The sequence below is a fragment of the Cellulomonas rhizosphaerae genome, from assembly GCF_003470205.1.
Classification (GTDB): Bacteria; Actinomycetota; Actinomycetes; order Actinomycetales; family Cellulomonadaceae; genus Cellulomonas; species Cellulomonas rhizosphaerae.
The window spans coordinates 1-15,307 of the sequence record NZ_QWKP01000140.1 but is presented as its reverse complement, the minus strand read 5'-3'; the positions used below and the strand labels follow the sequence as shown (position 1 = coordinate 15,307).

The window sequence follows — 15,307 nt, the reverse complement described above, 5'->3', positions numbered from 1 at the left end:
GAGCGACCGCCACCCGCGCGGTGCGCGCCACCCGCTGGAGACGCTGCAGGAGCGCGTCGCCGACATCTTCGTGTCGATGGGTTGGGAGATCGCCGAGGGCCCCGAGCTCGAGTCGGAGTGGTTCAACTTCGACGCGCTCAACTTCGGCGTCGACCACCCCGCGCGGCAGATGCAGGACACGTTCTTCGTCGAGGGAGAGCCCGGTAAGGAGGCTGGCCTGGTGCTGCGCACGCACACCAGCCCGGTCCAGGCGCGCACGCTGCTCGAGCGCGACCTGCCCGTCTACATCGCGTGCCCGGGCAAGGTGTTCCGCACCGACGAGCTCGACGCGACGCACACGCCCGTGTTCCACCAGATCGAGGGCCTGGCCGTCGACAAGGGCCTGACGATGGCCAACCTCAAGGGCACGCTCGACCACTTCGCGCGTGCCATCTTCGGCCCGGAGGCGCGCACGCGCCTGCGACCCGCGTTCTTCCCGTTCACCGAGCCCTCCGCCGAGATGGACCTGTGGTTCCCGCAGAAGAAGGGCGGCGCGGGCTGGATCGAGTGGGGCGGCTGCGGCATGGTCAACCCGAATGTGCTGCGCGCGTGCGGCGTCGACCCCGAGGTCTACTCCGGATTCGCGTTCGGCATGGGCATCGAGCGCACGCTCATGCTGCGCCACGGGATCGCTGACATGCACGACATGGTCGAGGGCGACGTCCGCTTCTCCACCCAGTTCCAGGCGGTGATCTGATGCCTCGCATCCCCCTGACGTGGCTCGCCGAGCACGTCACCACGCCCGACGGCCTCACGGCCGAGCAGCTCGCCGCGGACCTCGTGCGCGTCGGGCTCGAGGAGGAGGCCATCCACGCGGCCGCCGTGACGGGTCCGCTCGTCGTCGGCGAGGTCGTGGAGCGCACTCCCGAGCCGCAGAAGAACGGCAAGACCATCAACTGGTGCCGCGTCGACGTGGGCCCGGACCACAACGAAGTCACTGGGGCGGGCCTCCGTCAACCACGGGGCATCGTCTGCGGCGCGCACAACTTCGACGTGGGAGACCGCGTCGTCGTCGCGCTGCCCGGCGCCGTCCTGCCCGGACCGTTCCCGATCGCGTCGCGCAAGACGTACGGGCACGTGTCCGACGGCATGATCTGCTCGGCCCGCGAGCTGGGGCTGGGCGAGGACCACGACGGCATCATCGTGCTCTCCACGATCGGCATCGACGCACCCGTGGGGACCGACGCGCGCGAGCTGCTCGGGCTCGGCGAGGAGGTCCTCGAGATCAACGTGACGCCGGACCGGGGCTACTGCTTCTCGATGCGCGGCGTCGCCCGCGAGTACGCGCACTCGACGGGCGCGACGTTCACGGACCCGGCGCTGCCGGTTCCGGAGCGTGCGGCGACGGCCGGGTTCGCGGTCGAGATCGACGACCGCGCGCCGATCCACGGCGTCGTCGGCGCCGACCGCTTCGTCGCGCGCATCGTGCGCGGCGTCCGGGCGACCGACCCGTCCCCGACGTGGATGCAGCGCCGGCTGCAGCAGGCCGGCATGCGCGCGATCAACCTCGCGGTCGACGCGACGAACTACGTGATGCTCGACCTCGGGCAGCCGCTGCACGCCTACGACCTCGCGCAGGTCGCCGAGCCGATCGTCGTGCGCCGCGCGAACCCGGGCGAGACGCTGCGGACGCTCGACGACGTGGTGCGCACCCTCGACCCCGAGGACCTGCTCGTCACCGACAGCCCCGGCGCGCGCGGCGAGCGGATCATCGGTCTTGCGGGCGTCATGGGCGGCGGCGACAGCGAGGTCGGCCCGACGACGACCGACGTGCTGGTCGAGGCCGCGCGCTGGGACCCGATCACCGTCGCGCGGACCGCGCGACGGCACAAGCTGCCGACCGAGGCGGCCAAGCGCTACGAGCGCGGGGTCGACCCGCAGCTCGCGCGCGTGGCCGTCGACCGCGTGGTTGCGCTGCTCACCGAGCACGGCGGCGGCCAGGCCGACGAGGCGGTCACCGACCTCGACTCGACCCAGGCTCCGCAGCCGATCACGCTGGCCGTGGACCTGCCCGCGCGCCTGGTCGGTGTGCCGTACACGGCCGACGAGGTCCGCGAGACCCTCACCGCGATCGGCTGCACGGTCACGGGCGACGGCCCCCTGACGGTCGTCCCGCCGACGTGGCGCCCCGACCTCGCGATCGGCGTCGACCTGGTCGAGGAGGTCGCACGCCTGCGCGGCTACGACGCGATCCCGTCGATCCTGCCGCCGGCCCCCGCCGGCAGCGGGCTCACCGAGGCGCAGCGCACGCGTCGCTCGGTGGCGCGCGCCCTGGCCGAGTCCGGCCTCGTCGAGGTGCTCAGCTACCCGTTCGTCGGCCAGGACCAGGTCGACGCGCTCGGCCTGGCGCCCGACGACGAGCGGCGCGACGCCGTCCGCCTGCTCAACCCGATGTCCGACGCGCAGCCGCTCATGCGGACCAACCTGCTCGTCACGCTGCTGGACACCGCGAGGCGGAACGTCAGCCGCGGCGAGACGGATCTCGCGCTGTACGAGATCGGCCTCGTCACGCGGCCCGTCCCGGGGGCGCCGTCCGCGCCGCGCCTCCCCGGCGGCGTCCGGCCGTCCGACGAGGAGCTCGCGGCGATCGCCGCCGCGGTACCCGCCCAGCCTCGTCGCGTGGCCGGGGTGCTCACCGGCCTGCGCGAGCCTGCCGGCTGGTGGGGGAGCGGTCGCCGCGCCGACCACACCGACGCGATCGCCGCCGCCCGGCTCGTCGCGGGCGTCGTCGGCGTCGAGGTCGTGCTGACGGCCGACCACGACCACGCGCCGTGGCACCCGGGCCGCTGCGCGCGGCTCGAGACGGTCGACGGCGTGCTCGTCGGGCACGCCGGCGAGCTGCACCCGAACGTCGTCGCCGCGCACGGCCTCCCCGCCCGGGCGGCCGCGTTCGAGATCGACCTCGACGTGCTGCTCGCCGCTGCCCCGACCGACCCGCTGCAGGCGTCCGAGCTGTCGACGTTCCCCATCGCCAAGGAGGACGTCGCGCTCGTCCTGGCCGCCGAGGTCCCCGCGCACGAGGTGCTCGAGGCCGTGCGGACCGGAGCGGACGCGAGCGAGGCCGGTGCGGTGCTCGAGGACGCGCGGCTGTTCGACGTCTACACGGGCGAGCAGGTGGGCGACGGCAACAAGTCGCTCGCGTTCTCGCTGCGGCTGCGCGCGGGCGACCGCACGCTGACCGCCGCGGAGACCGCCGCGGTGCGCGAGTCGGTCGTCGCCGAGGCGAATCGCCGGTTCGGGGCGACGCTCCGCGCCTGACCTAAACCACGTCCCACGAGGGCCCCCGATCCGTCCGGATCGGGGGCCTTCGTCGTCCACGGTTCACGGGTCGTGGGACGAGTTCACACCATTGTTACCAGAGAGTAGTTGCGGCAAAACGGACAACGGGTGAAGGTTGCCCAGGCCGCCACGAGCGGCCTTCGACGTTCCCGACGAAGGAGTTGTCCGACGTGCGTGCTGCTGTGAGAACGGTGGGGGGCCTCACGGCGCTCGCCGTGGTGCTGGCCGGCTCGGTCGCTGGGGCGGGGGCGGCGTCAGCCGCCGTCTCGCCCTCGGCGCCCGCGATCATCAACGAGGTGTACGGCGGGGGAGGGAACGGCGGCGCGACTCTGAAGCAGGACTTCATCGAGCTGTACAACCCCGGTGCCTCCCCGGTGTCGCTGGCGGGGTGGTCGGTGCAGTACGCATCGGCCTCCGGTACGTCGTGGGCGACGACCGCTCTGACGGGATCGATCCCTGCGCACAGCCACTACCTCGTGGCTGAGGCGCTGGGTGCGGGTGGCAGTGTCGACCTGCCGACTCCTGACGTTGTCGGCACGATCGCGATGAGCGGCACGGCGGGCAAGGTTGCCCTCGTCAACGCCACGACCGCCCTCGCGTGCGGCAGCGCATGCTCGAATGCGGCCAGCGTCGTCGACTTCGTCGGGTACGGGACGGCCAACGACAAGGCTGGTACGGCGCCGACCCCGGCGACCTCGGCCACGAACTCCGTCTCCCGGAATGCCCAGCACGCCAACACGGCCGACAACGGCGCGGACTTCACGGCAGGCACTCCGACCCCGCTGAACAGCGGCTCGACGCCGACGGACCCGACCGACCCCGGCACCCCGAAGACGATCGCCGAGATCCAGGGCACCGGGTCGGCCTCGCCGCTCGTCGGCCAGACCGTCACCACGAACGGCGTCGTCACCGCGGCCTACCCGACGGGTGGCATCAACGGCTACGTCATCCAGGCGGCCGGCACGGGCGGCCCGCTCGGCGACGCGACCGCGTCCCAGGGCCTGTTCGTCTACTCTCCGAGCACCGCGGGCTCGGTGACGATCGGCGACCACGTCGAGGTCACCGGCGCGGTGAGCGAGTTCGCCGGCCTCACGGAGCTCACGGTCACCTCGGCCGCGGGCCTGACCAAGATCGACGACGAGGCCACGGTCACCCCGACCACGGGTGCCTGGCCGACGACGGCAGCGGGCCGCGAGGCGCTCGAGTCGATGCTGTTCGCCCCCACGGGCGACTGGACGATCTCGAACACGTTCTCGACCAACCAGTACGGCGAGGTCGGCCTGGCCAGCGGCACCAAGCCGCTCATCCAGCCCACCGACGCGGCCCGCCCGGGCTCGCCTGCGGCCGCGGCGATCGAGGCCGACAACGCGGCGCGCGGCGTCGTGCTCGACGACGGCGCGACCACCAACTTCCTCTCGGCAGCGAACCAGAACCTCGTCCCGCCGTACATCTCGCTGACGAACCCCGTCCGCGTGGGTGCCGCGGCGACGTTCACCAAGCCGGTGATCGTCGACTACCGCAACGACGTCTGGAAGCTCAACCCGACCGCCCCCGTCTCCACGGGCGGCTCGCCGGCGACGTTCGAGAACGACCGCACGGCCGCGCCCGAGAACGTGGGGGGCGACCTCAAGATCGCGTCGTTCAACGTCCTGAACTACTTCACGACGCTCGGCGCCACCACGTCGGGCTGCACGTCGTACAAGGACCGCGCGGGCGACGGTGTGACCGTCAACACCGGCTGCGACCCGCGCGGAGCGTGGGACCCGGCCGACCTGACGCGGCAGCAGACCAAGATCGTCGCGGCGATCAACGACCTCGACGCCGACGTCGTCGGCCTGCTCGAGATCGAGAACTCGCTCGTCGTCGACAACGACGCCGACGAGGCCCTCGCCACGCTCGTCGCGGCGCTCAACGCCGCCGCCGGCTCCGACGTCTGGGCGTTCGTCCCCTCGTCGGCCGACCTGCCGCCCGCGTCGCAGATGGACGTCATCACCAACGCGATCATCTATCGCAAGGCCGCGGTCGAGCGCACGGGTGCCTCGCACGCGCTGGGCACGCTCAGCTCGGGTGACGCGGCGTTCAGCAACGCGCGCGAGCCGATCGCGCAGGCGTTCACGCCCGTGGGTGGCGGCAGCCCGTTCCTCGTCGTCGTGAACCACTTCAAGTCCAAGGGCTCAGCCGGTCCGCTGCCCGGCGACGCCGACTCCGGTGACGGGCAGGGCGCGTCCAACGCGTCGCGCGTCGCGCAGGCCACGGCGCTGAAGAACTGGGTGCCGACCATCCAGGGCGACGCGCAGGCCGTTGCGCTCGTGGGCGACTTCAACGCCTACACGCACGAGGACCCGCTGCAGGTGCTGTACGACGCGGGCTACAAGGACGCCGCTTCGACGCTCGCGAGCGGCCAGTACTCGTACTCGTTCGGCGGCCTGTCGGGCTCGCTCGACCACGTGCTCCTCAACGGCCCCGCCCTGAAGCGCGCCACGGGTGCGGACTTCTGGGAGATCAACGCCGAGGAGTCCATCGCGCTGGAGTACAGCCGGTACAACTACCACGGCGCGCTCTACTACGCGCCCGACGAGTACCGCTCCTCGGACCACGACCCCGTGGTCGTCGGGCTCGAGGCGAGCGCGCCCCCGGTCGACCTGACCCTGCTGAACATCAACGACTTCCACGGTCGCATCGACGCCAACACGGTGAAGTTCGCCGGCACGGTCGAGAAGCTCCGCAAGGAGGCCACGGGTCCGGTCGCGTTCCTGTCCGCCGGTGACAACATCGGCGCGTCGCTGTTCGCCTCGGCGACCGCGAACGACAAGCCGACGATCGACGTCCTCAACACGCTCGAGCTGCAGGCCTCCGCGGTCGGCAACCACGAGTTCGACAAGGGCTTCGCCGACCTCGCGGGCCGCGTGACCGACGCGGCCAGCTGGGACTACCTGGGCGCCAACGTCTACGACAAGGGCACCACGAACCCCGCGCTCGACGAGTACAAGGTCATCGACATGGATGGCGTGCGCGTCGGCATCATCGGTGCCGTCACGCAGGAGACGCCCACGCTCGTGACGCCGGGTGGCATCGCGGACCTCGACTTCGGCGACCCGGTCGCCGCGGTGAACCGCGTCGCCAACCAGCTCACGGACGGCAACGAGGCCAACGGCGAGGCCGACGTGCTCGTGGCCGAGTACCACGAGGGGGCCGGCGCGGGCACGCCCGACAAGGCGACCCTCGAGCAGGAGGTCGCCGCCGGCGGAGCCTTCGCGGACATCGTGACCAAGACGTCTGCCAAGGTCGACGCCATCTTCACCGGCCACACCCACAAGCAGTACGCGTGGGAGGCCCCGGTCCCCGGTGCAGCGGGCACGACGCGACCGATCCTGCAGACCGGTTCGTACGGCGAGTTCGTCGGCAAGATCGTGCTGACCTACGACCCGGTCTCGGGTGACGTCACGGCCCACACGCAGTCGAACGTCGCCCGCTCGACGGCGGCGGACGCCGACCTCGTCGCCGCCTACCCGCGCGTCGCGCAGGTCAAGTCGATCGTCGACGCCGCGCTCGCCTACGCGAACACGGTCGGCTCCGTGCCGGTCGGGTCCGTCACGGCGGACATCACGACCGCGTACAGCGGCGGCACGTACACCGGCGGGAAGTACACCGGCGGCACGCGTGACGACCGGGCGAACGAGTCCAGCCTGGGCAACCTCGTCGCGAACGCGCTGCGGGACACGCTCGAGCCCGAGAACCTCGGCGGCGCGCAGATCGGCGTCGTCAACCCGGGTGGCCTGCGGGCCGAGCTGTTCTACGCCCCGGACGGCGTGGTCACCACGGCCGAGGCGAACGGCGTCCTGCCTTTCGTCAACAACCTCTGGACGACCACGCTCAAGGGCGCCCAGGTGATCACGATGCTCGAGCAGCAGTGGCAGACGAACGCGGACGGGACCATCCCGTCGCGGCCGTACCTGCAGCTGGGCCTCTCGGACAACGTGGCGTACACCTACGACGCCGCGGCGGCGCAGGGTCACCACATCACGTCGGTCACCGTGGACGGGCAGCCGCTCGACCCGAGCGCCGACTACCGGATCGGGACGTTCTCGTTCCTCGCCCAGGGCGGGGACAACTTTCGGGTCTTCAGCAGCGGCACCGGCACCAAGGACTCAGGCCTGATCGACCGGGACGGGTGGATCACCTACCTGCAGGACCACCCGAACCTGGCGCCGAGCTTCGCGCGGCACTCGGTCGGCGTCCCCGCGCTGCCGGAGTCCGTCACGGCGGGCGAGGTCTTCGAGACCACGGTGTCGAAGCTGAACCTGACCAGCCTCGGCGCTCCGCTCAACACGTCCCTGGACGTCAAGCTCGACGGCACGTCGATCGGCTCGGCGACGGTCACGGACGGCAACGCCACGGTCTCCGTCACGATCCCGGCCGACACGAGCGCGGGCGACCACGTGCTCACGCTCGTGGCGAGCCCGAGCGGCACCACGGTGACGCTCCCGCTCACGGTCGAGGCCAAGGCCGCGACCGAGACGACCACTCACCTCGTCGTCTCGGGGACCCCGACGACCGCGGGCGAGCTCACGCTCACCGCGACCGTCGCCCCGTCCGACGCCGCGGGCACGGTCACCTTCCGTGACGGCACCACGGTGATCGCGCAGGGCGTGGCGATCAGCGGCGGCGAGGCGACCACCACGGTCGACGACCTCGGAGCGGGCGAGCATGCGCTGACGGCGGAGTTCGTCCCGTCGAGCGAGGCGTTCGCCGGCTCGACGTCGAACACCGTGAACGTCTCGATCGCTCAGGCCACGACGACGGTCCTGGCCGTCACGGGTGACCTGGTCGTGGGCGGGGAGCAGACGCTCACCGCCACGGTCTCGCCCGCGAGCGTGTCCGGCACGGTCACCTTCCGCGACGGCACCACGGTGCTGGCCTCGGGCGTGGCGGTCGTCTCGGGCGTCGCGACGACCGCGACGCACCTCGGCGTCGGTGAGCACTCGCTCACGGCGCAGTTCGTCCCGTCGTCGTCCGCGGCCGTGGCCTCCACGTCCGACGCGAAGGACGTGACGATCGCCAAGGCGACGACGAGCACCTCGCTCGTCGTGACGGGCGGCAAGCGCGTCGGCCAGACGCAGACGCTCACCGCCACGGTGGCGCCGGCCGACGTGGCCGGCACCGTGACCTTCCTCGACGGCACGAAGGTGCTCAAGACGGTCGCGGTCTCGGGCGGCAAGGCCAGCACGACGGCCTCGCTCACCGTGGGCACGCACGCCCTCACGGCGGTGTTCACGCCGGCTGACACGACCCTGTACGTGGGGTCGACGTCGGCGATCGTCTCGATCACCATCGCGAAGTCGACGTCCGCGACCTCGCTCACGCTGAAGCCCACGTCGACGACCTTCGGGTCGCCGGTCAAGGCCACGGTGACGGTCATCGGCTCGACCTCGGCGCCGAAGGGCAAGGTCGAGATCCGCGACGGCAAGACCGTGCTCCTCACGACGGTCCTGTCGACGACCGGCACCAAGGGCACCGCCAAGGTCACCCTGCCGTCGTTCCTGACGGTCGGCAAGCACACCCTGACGGCGGTCTACCTCGGCTCGGCCACGGTGGACGGCTCGAAGGGCACGGCGACCGTCAAGGTCACCAAGGCCACGCCGACCGTCAAGCTCTCGGCCGCGAAGTGGTCGATCAAGGAGGGCGCTAGCGTCAGCCTGACGATCACGGTCAAGGGTGAGTCGGGCGCGCCGAAGCCGTCGGGCAAGGTGACGGTGAAGGTCGGTGGCACGACGGTCGGGTCCGCGGCGCTCTCGGGCGGCAAGGCCACGATCACGCTGCCGAAGGCGAAGAAGTCGGCCACGGTCACCGTGACCTACGCCGGAAGCGCGAGCTACACCTCGGCGAAGGCGAGCCACAAGCTCACCGTCCGCTGATCACCCGGGACGCCCTACCCAGCACCCGCGCTGGGTAGGGCGCTCTTTCGCTCTACCTCTTGACCGGTACAGACCGCGAGGCTTACTGTATCGGTACAGAAGCTATCGAGAAGGGACACGATCATGGACGCACCACCCTTTGCCCTGGCGATGGCCCGCGCTTCCACGGTGTACGCCGCGCACAGCGCCGCCCCGGACGCGCCGGTCGTCGAGCAGCGACCGCCTCGCGCGTTCCGCAGCCGGTGTGTCGCCGCCGACCTGCTCGCCCGGCTCGCGCGCACCATCGAGCCCGCACCCGTGCGACGTGAGGTCCCTCGCGGCATGGGCCACGCCGCGACGTGACGCAGACCGCCGCGCGCCCCGCGGACGCCTACCCTGACCTGTATGGGTCGAACGAGGGTGGCGCCGTGGGGCGCGTGACGTTGCAGACGATCGCCGACCAGGTCGGCGTGAGTCGCATGACGGTCTCGAACGCGTTCTCGCGCCCCGACCAGCTCTCGACCGAGCTGCGCGAGCGCGTGCTCGCCACCGCCGAGAAGCTCGGCTACGCCGGTCCGGACCCCGCGGCCCGGGTCCTCGCGCGCGGCACCACGGGAGCGGTGGGCGTGCTGCTCACCGAGTCGGTCGGCACCGCGTTCCAGGACCCGATCGCCGCGGCGTTCTTCGGGGCCGTGGCCGAGGAGCTCGCGCCGACGGGCCTCGCCGTCGCGCTGCTGCCGAGCGTGGGCTCGGCCGCCATGATCCCGGCGCGCGACATCCCGATGGACGGTGCGCTCGTCTACGCCTGTGCTGGGGACCTGGGGGCGGTCTCGTTCCTGCTCCGTCGCCGGCTGCCGCTCGTCTTCGTCGACCAGGCCCCGGTCGAGGGCGCCTCGAGCGTCCTGCTCGACGACCGGCCGGGCGCCCGCGCGGCCGCGCAGCACCTGCTCGACCTCGGGCACCGGCACGTCGGCATCCTCACCACGGGCTTCGGCCTGCCGCCCGGCGTCGCACCCGACCCGGCCGAGGCCGGCACCGGGTACGTCTCGCGCGAGCGCGTCGCGGGCTGGATGAGCGCGCTCGGGCCGGCAGGCGTGCGAGTGACCGCGGTCAACATCACCGACAACTCGGAGGAGTACGCGGCCGAGGGCATCCGCACGATGCTCGCGCTGCCGGACCGCCCGACCGCGGTCCTGTGCTTCTCCGACCTCGTGGCCTGGACCGTGGAGCAGGTGGCGCGTGAGCAGGGGCTGCGGATCCCGGAGGACCTCTCGGTCGTGGGGTACGACGACAGCCCCGTCGCCCGCAACGCGCAGCCGCAGCTCACCACGGTCCGGCAGGACCTCGCGGCCAAGGGGCGGGCCGCCGCGACGACCCTGACCCGTGCGATCGCCCGGTCGCGGGGCGAGGCGGGCGCGCCGGACGGCCCCGAGCACGTGCTCGTGCCGACCGAGCTCGTGGTGCGCGGCAGCACCGGCCCGGCTCCCGCCTGAGCAATCCCCTCGACGCGCCACGGTCCGGTGCGGTCCGATGGGCCGATGACGATCCGACCCGAGATCACCGCCTACTACGAGCTCGGCCGCGAACAGGACCGGCTCGAACGCGGCGTCGGCCGCGTCGAGGCGCTGCGCACCCTCGAGCTGCTCGGTCGCTGGCTGCCGCCGGCGCCCGCACGCGTCCTGGACGTCGGGGGAGCGGCCGGCCGCTACGCGCTGCCCCTCGCGGCGGCCGGCTACGCCGTGACGCTCGTCGACCCCGTGCCCCTGCACGTGGACCAGGCGCTCGCGGCGAGTGCGGCCGCCGAGCATCCGCTGGTGGGGGCGGTCCTCGGCGACGCCCGCGCGCTCGACGCCGCGGAAGGGTCGGTCGACGCGGTCCTGCTCCTCGGCCCGCTCTACCACCTGATCGACGCGGCCGACCGGGCGGCGGCCCTGCGCGAGGCGCGGCGCGTGCTGCGTCCGGGCGGTGTGGTCGTCGCCGCCGCGGTCTCGCGGTTCTCGTCCACGCACGACGGCATCGCGCGCGGCTTCGTGGCAGACGAGCGGTTCGCCGACGCGCTCGCGGTCACCGTCGCGACGGGCGTCCACCGCAACGACGCCGCGATCCCGGGCCAGTTCACGACGGCGTACTTCCACCGGCCGGACGAGCTGCTCGCGGAGGTCGAGGCGGCAGGGTTCGACGCCGACGGCCCGGTCGCGGTCGAGGGCGCGGCGTCGTACGCGGCCGGGCTCGACGAGCTGCTCGACGACCCCGTGGTGGCGGAGCGGATCCTGGGTGCGGTGCGCCGGATCGAGCGCGAGCCGTCGACGCTCGGCGCGAGCGCGCACGTGCTCGTCGTCGGGCGCCGTACCGAGTGACGGGTCAGACCGTCAGAGCCAGCAGCTCCACGCGCACGGACCCGCCCTTGGTGACCTGCTCGCCGACGCGGGTGAAGCCGAGCCGCGCGTGGAACGCGGACGACCCGGGGTTCGGCGGGTCGAGGTTGACCTCGGCGGTGATGCGCGAGAGGCCAAGGACGCGCGCCTGCTCGCTCGCCGCGGCGTACAGCGCACGACCGACGCCGCGGGCCTTCGCGCTCGGGGTCACGACGATCCGGTCCACGTACAGCGAGCCGGGCACGTTCGTCGAGAACCAGCGGTAGTTCTCGCTCGCGTACTCCGAGCCGGGCGAGACGGCCATGAGGAACCCGATGATCCCGCTGGCGTCGTGCGCGACGAGCGCCGCCGAGCAGCGCGGCAGGTGCTCGGCGAGCCCGTCGGTACCCAGCACGTTGACCGCAGGCGCGGCGGCGTCGTTCATCGCGGCCACCGCCTCCAGGTCGCTCTCGCGCATGACCCGCAGCCGAACGGGTGCGTCCATCAGATCGCGCACGAGTCGTCGACGCACGCCTGGGCGTCGGGGGAGCCGAGCGTGACCAGCGGGTTCGCCTCGCGCCAGCTCGTCTCGAGCAGCTGCGAGAAGACCTCGGCCGGCTGCGCGCCCGAGACGGCGACACGGCGGTCGACGACGAAGAACGGCACGCCGGTCACGCCGATCGCGCGGGCCTCGGCGATGTCGGCGCGCACCGCGTCGGACTCGTCGTCGCCGCTGAGGAACGCGAGTACCTCGTCGTCGTCCCAGCCGTGCTCGCCGAACCCTGCGGTGTGGGCCAGGTCGACGAGGGCCGCGGTCAGGCCGAGGTCCGCGCCGCGCTCGAAGTGCGCCGAGAACAGCGCCTCCATCGTCGTCTCGACCAGCTCCGCGCCGCCCACGCGAGCCGCGAGGTGCAGCAGGCGGTGCGCGTCGAACGTGTTGAACGTCAGCGTCCGGTCGAAGTCGTAGGCCAGGCCGACGCCCGCTGCCACGGCGGTGACCTGCGCGAACATCTGCTGCACCTGCGCGGGGGCGATGCCCTTCATCTCGGCGAGCGCCTCGGCCTCGGGGCGCCCGGGGCCGACCGGCGTCTCCGGGGACAGCTGGTACGAGCGCCAGCTGACCTCGACGTGGTCGCGGTGCGGGAAGTCGGCCAGCGCGGCGGCGAAGCGGCGCTTGCCGATGAAGCACCACGGGCAGGCGACGTCGGACCAGACCTCGACCTGCAGGGTGCGGACGGGGGCGATGGCCAGCGGGGTGGTCAGATGGGTCGTCATGGGATCAGGAGGACCTTTCCGGTCGTGGAGCGCGACTCGAGCGCGCGGTGGGCTTCGGCCGCGTCGGCCAGGGGGTAGGTGGCGCCGATGCGCACGTCGAGCGAGCCGTCGGTGACGGCGCCGAACACCTCGGCGGCCCGCCAGTCCAGCTCGTCACGGTCGGCGACGTGGTCGTCGAGCTTGGGGCGGGTCAGGAACACCGAGCCGGCGGCGTTGAGCCGCTGCGGGTCGACGGGCGGCACGGCGCCCGACGAGGCACCGAACAGCACGAGCGTCCCGCGGCGCGACAGCGAGGCGAGCGAGGCGTCGAACGTGTCGCGGCCCACGGAGTCGTACACCGCGTCGACGCCGCGGCCGTCGGTCAGGTCCCGCACGAGCGCGGGCAGCTCGGCCGTGAGGTCCGACAGCTCGCGGTAGCGGATGACCTCGTCCGCCCCGGCTCGGCGCGCGAGCGTCTCCTTGTCCGCCGAGCCGACGGTCGAGATGACCCGGGCACCGTGGGCGACGGCGAGCTGGGTGAGCAGCAGCCCGACCCCGCCGGCGCCCGCGTGCAGCAGCACGGTCGTGCCCGGCGCGACCCGGAAGGACGAGGTCACGAGGTAGTGGGCCGTCATGCCCTGCAGCGGGACGGCCGCGGCGACCTCGTCGCTCACGCCGGGCGGGACGATGAGCGCGGACGCGGCCCTGACGGCCACGAGGTCCGCGTAGGAGCCGGGAGCGGCGGACCACGCGACGCGGTCGCCGACCGCGATCGTCGTGACGTCGGCGCCGACCGCCTCGACGGTGCCCGCGCCCTCGGACCCCACGACGTGTGGGAACGTCATCGGGTACGTGCCGGACCGGCGGTAGGTGTCGATGAAGTTCACGCCCGCCGCGGCGACGCGCACGAGCACCTCGTCGGCCGCGGGGACGGGCGTGGGGGCGTCGACGACGGACAGGACCTCGGGTCCGCCCGGGGCGGAGGCGATGACGGCGCGCACGTCAGGCCGAACGCCCATACTGGGGCGGGACATTCCGAGCGGACAGTTCGTATCTTCGTGCACTCTTGTGTATGTTCATGCATATGACGTTCTCGGTCGCGATCGCGGGAGCCAGCGGCTACGCCGGAGGGGAGATGCTCCGGGTCCTCCTGGCGCACCCTGAGGCCCGCATCGGCGCTCTCACCGCCCACTCCAACGCCGGCACGCCGCTCGGCGCGCACCAGCCGCACCTGCGCTCGCTCGCGGGCCGCGTGCTGGCGGCGACGAGCACGGAGAACCTCGCGGGCCACGACGTCGTCGTCCTCGCGCTGCCCCACGGCGCGAGCGGCGCGATCGCCGCCGAGCTCGCCGAGCGCGGGGACGACGCGATCGTCGTCGACCTCGGCGCGGACCACCGGCTCGTCGACCCCGCCGCGTGGGAGCAGTTCTACGGCAGCGAGCACGCGGGCACCTGGCCGTACGGCCTGCCCGAGCTCCTGCACCCGGGCGAGAGCACGGCCACCGCCCAGCGTGCAGCGCTCGCGGGCACGCGCCGCATCGCCGTCCCCGGCTGCAACGTCACCGCCGTCACGCTCGGCCTGCAGCCGGGCGTCGCCGCCGGCCTCATCGAGCCGCAGGACCTCGTCGCGGTGCTGGCCAACGGGTACTCCGGTGCCGGGCGCAGCCTCAAGACGCACCTGCTCGCCTCCGAGGCTCTGGGCGCCGTCCAGCCGTACGCGGTCGGCGGCACCCACCGGCACATCCCCGAGATCGCGCAGAACCTGCGCTCGGCGGGGGCCGAGGCGGTCTCGATCTCCTTCACGCCCACGCTCGTGCCGATGGCACGCGGCATCCTCGCCACGTCGACGGCCCGCCTGGTCCCGGGCACGGATCCCGCCACGGTGCGGGAGGCGTGGGAGCAGACGTACGCCGACGAGCCCTTCGTGCACCTGCTGCCCGAGGGCCAGTGGCCGACGACCGCCTCGACGCTCGGTGCCAACACCGCGCTGGTGCAGGTCGCGGTCGACGAGGCCGCCGGCCGGGTCGTGACGGTCACCGCGATCGACAACCTGGTCAAGGGCACCGCCGGCGGCGCCCTGCAGTCCCTCAACCTCGCGCTCGGGCTGCCCGAGACGCTCGGCCTGCCCCTGGACGGAGTCGCACCGTGAGCACCACCACCGACCAGCGCTCGGCTGGCGTCACCGCACCCGCCGGGTTCCGCGCGAGCGGCATCACGGCCGGGCTCAAGGCGTCAGGTCGCCCGGATCTCGCGCTCGTCGTCAACGACGGCCCGCTGCAGGTCGCCGCGGGCGTCTTCACGACCAACCGGGTCGTCGGGCACCCCGTCGTGTGGTCGCGGCAGGTCGTCAGCGACGGCGTGGTGAGCGCGGTCGTGCTCAACTCGGGCGGCGCGAACGTCTGCACGGGCCCGGACGGCTTCCTCGACGTGCACCGGACCGCGGAGAAGGTCGCCGGGGTGCTGGGGGCCTCGGCGGGCGACGTCGTG

Annotated in this window: 11 protein-coding genes; 8 read left to right on the top strand and 3 right to left on the bottom strand. The window is 72.9% G+C overall.

The genetic code is table 11. The annotated features are described in order from the left end of the window. From pheS to D1825_RS04540, 6 genes are all read left to right on the top strand, one after another. On the top strand, positions 1–736 hold a 736-nt coding region (gene pheS, locus D1825_RS04565), incomplete at its 5' end, for a phenylalanine--tRNA ligase subunit alpha (protein WP_118766275.1). Beyond that, a complete protein-coding gene (gene pheT / locus D1825_RS04560) occupies positions 736–3,297 on the top strand; it encodes a phenylalanine--tRNA ligase subunit beta (protein ID WP_118766274.1) in 2,562 nt (853 codons plus the stop codon). The genes pheS and pheT, both read left to right, overlap by 1 nt. A gap of 191 nt (positions 3,298–3,488) precedes the next feature. Then, on the top strand, positions 3,489–9,233 hold the full coding sequence (locus D1825_RS04555; protein ID WP_118766273.1) for an ExeM/NucH family extracellular endonuclease: 5,745 nt from the start codon (positions 3,489–3,491) through the stop codon (positions 9,231–9,233). Between the two features lie 123 nt (positions 9,234–9,356). Beyond that, positions 9,357–9,575: a hypothetical protein gene (locus tag D1825_RS04550; protein WP_138067458.1), complete on the top strand. Its 219-nt coding sequence runs from the start codon at positions 9,357–9,359 to the stop codon at positions 9,573–9,575. Positions 9,576–9,649: 74 nt separating this feature from the next. Next, positions 9,650–10,705, top strand: a complete 1,056-nt coding sequence (locus D1825_RS04545; protein ID WP_233549630.1) for a LacI family DNA-binding transcriptional regulator — start codon at positions 9,650–9,652, stop codon at positions 10,703–10,705. Positions 10,706–10,750: 45 nt separating this feature from the next. Further along, entirely contained in the window at positions 10,751–11,569 is an 819-nt protein-coding gene (locus D1825_RS04540; protein ID WP_118766271.1) for a class I SAM-dependent methyltransferase, read from the top strand. Between the two features lie 4 nt (positions 11,570–11,573). On the opposite strand, the gene D1825_RS04535 is transcribed toward D1825_RS04540, so the two are convergent. Genes D1825_RS04535 through D1825_RS04525 form a run of 3 tightly spaced genes read right to left on the bottom strand, consistent with a single transcriptional unit; the run spans position 11,574 to position 13,821 of the window. Beyond that, positions 11,574–12,044, bottom strand: a complete 471-nt coding sequence (locus D1825_RS04535) for a GNAT family N-acetyltransferase (protein WP_233549629.1) — start codon at positions 12,042–12,044, stop codon at positions 11,574–11,576. A 26-nt stretch (positions 12,045–12,070) separates the two neighbouring features. Further along, positions 12,071–12,841, bottom strand: coding sequence for a DsbA family oxidoreductase (locus tag D1825_RS04530; protein WP_118766269.1), 771 nt, complete (start codon positions 12,839–12,841; stop codon positions 12,071–12,073). Continuing rightward, positions 12,838–13,821, bottom strand: coding sequence for a quinone oxidoreductase family protein (locus tag D1825_RS04525; RefSeq protein ID WP_118766268.1), 984 nt, complete (start codon positions 13,819–13,821; stop codon positions 12,838–12,840). Before D1825_RS04525 ends, D1825_RS04530 begins: the two co-directional genes overlap by 4 nt. Before the next feature lie 71 nt (positions 13,822–13,892). On the opposite strand from D1825_RS04525, the gene argC reads away from it, so the two are divergent. Together argC and D1825_RS04515 are read left to right on the top strand one after the other, a co-directional pair. Further along, complete coding sequence (gene argC / locus D1825_RS04520; protein WP_118766267.1) at positions 13,893–14,969, top strand: N-acetyl-gamma-glutamyl-phosphate reductase; 1,077 nt, start codon at positions 13,893–13,895, stop codon at positions 14,967–14,969. After that, positions 14,966–15,307, top strand: a 342-nt coding sequence (locus tag D1825_RS04515; protein WP_199721496.1) for a bifunctional ornithine acetyltransferase/N-acetylglutamate synthase, incomplete at its 3' end; no start/stop codon positions are given. The genes argC and D1825_RS04515, both read left to right, overlap by 4 nt.

Bases quoted from the DNA above. Each gene is read 5' to 3' on its own strand.
- pheT (WP_118766274.1), top strand. From the start codon at position 736: ATGCCTCGCATCCCCCTGACGTGGCTCGCCGAGCACGTCACCACGCCC.
- D1825_RS04550 (WP_138067458.1), top strand. From the start codon at position 9,357: ATGGACGCACCACCCTTTGCCCTGGCGATGGCCCGCGCTTCCACGGTG.
- D1825_RS04540 (WP_118766271.1), top strand. From the start codon at position 10,751: ATGACGATCCGACCCGAGATCACCGCCTACTACGAGCTCGGCCGCGAA.
- D1825_RS04535 (WP_233549629.1), bottom strand. From the start codon at position 12,044: ATGCGCGAGAGCGACCTGGAGGCGGTGGCCGCGATGAACGACGCCGCC.
- D1825_RS04530 (WP_118766269.1), bottom strand. From the start codon at position 12,841: ATGACGACCCATCTGACCACCCCGCTGGCCATCGCCCCCGTCCGCACC.
- argC (WP_118766267.1), top strand. From the start codon at position 13,893: ATGTTCATGCATATGACGTTCTCGGTCGCGATCGCGGGAGCCAGCGGC.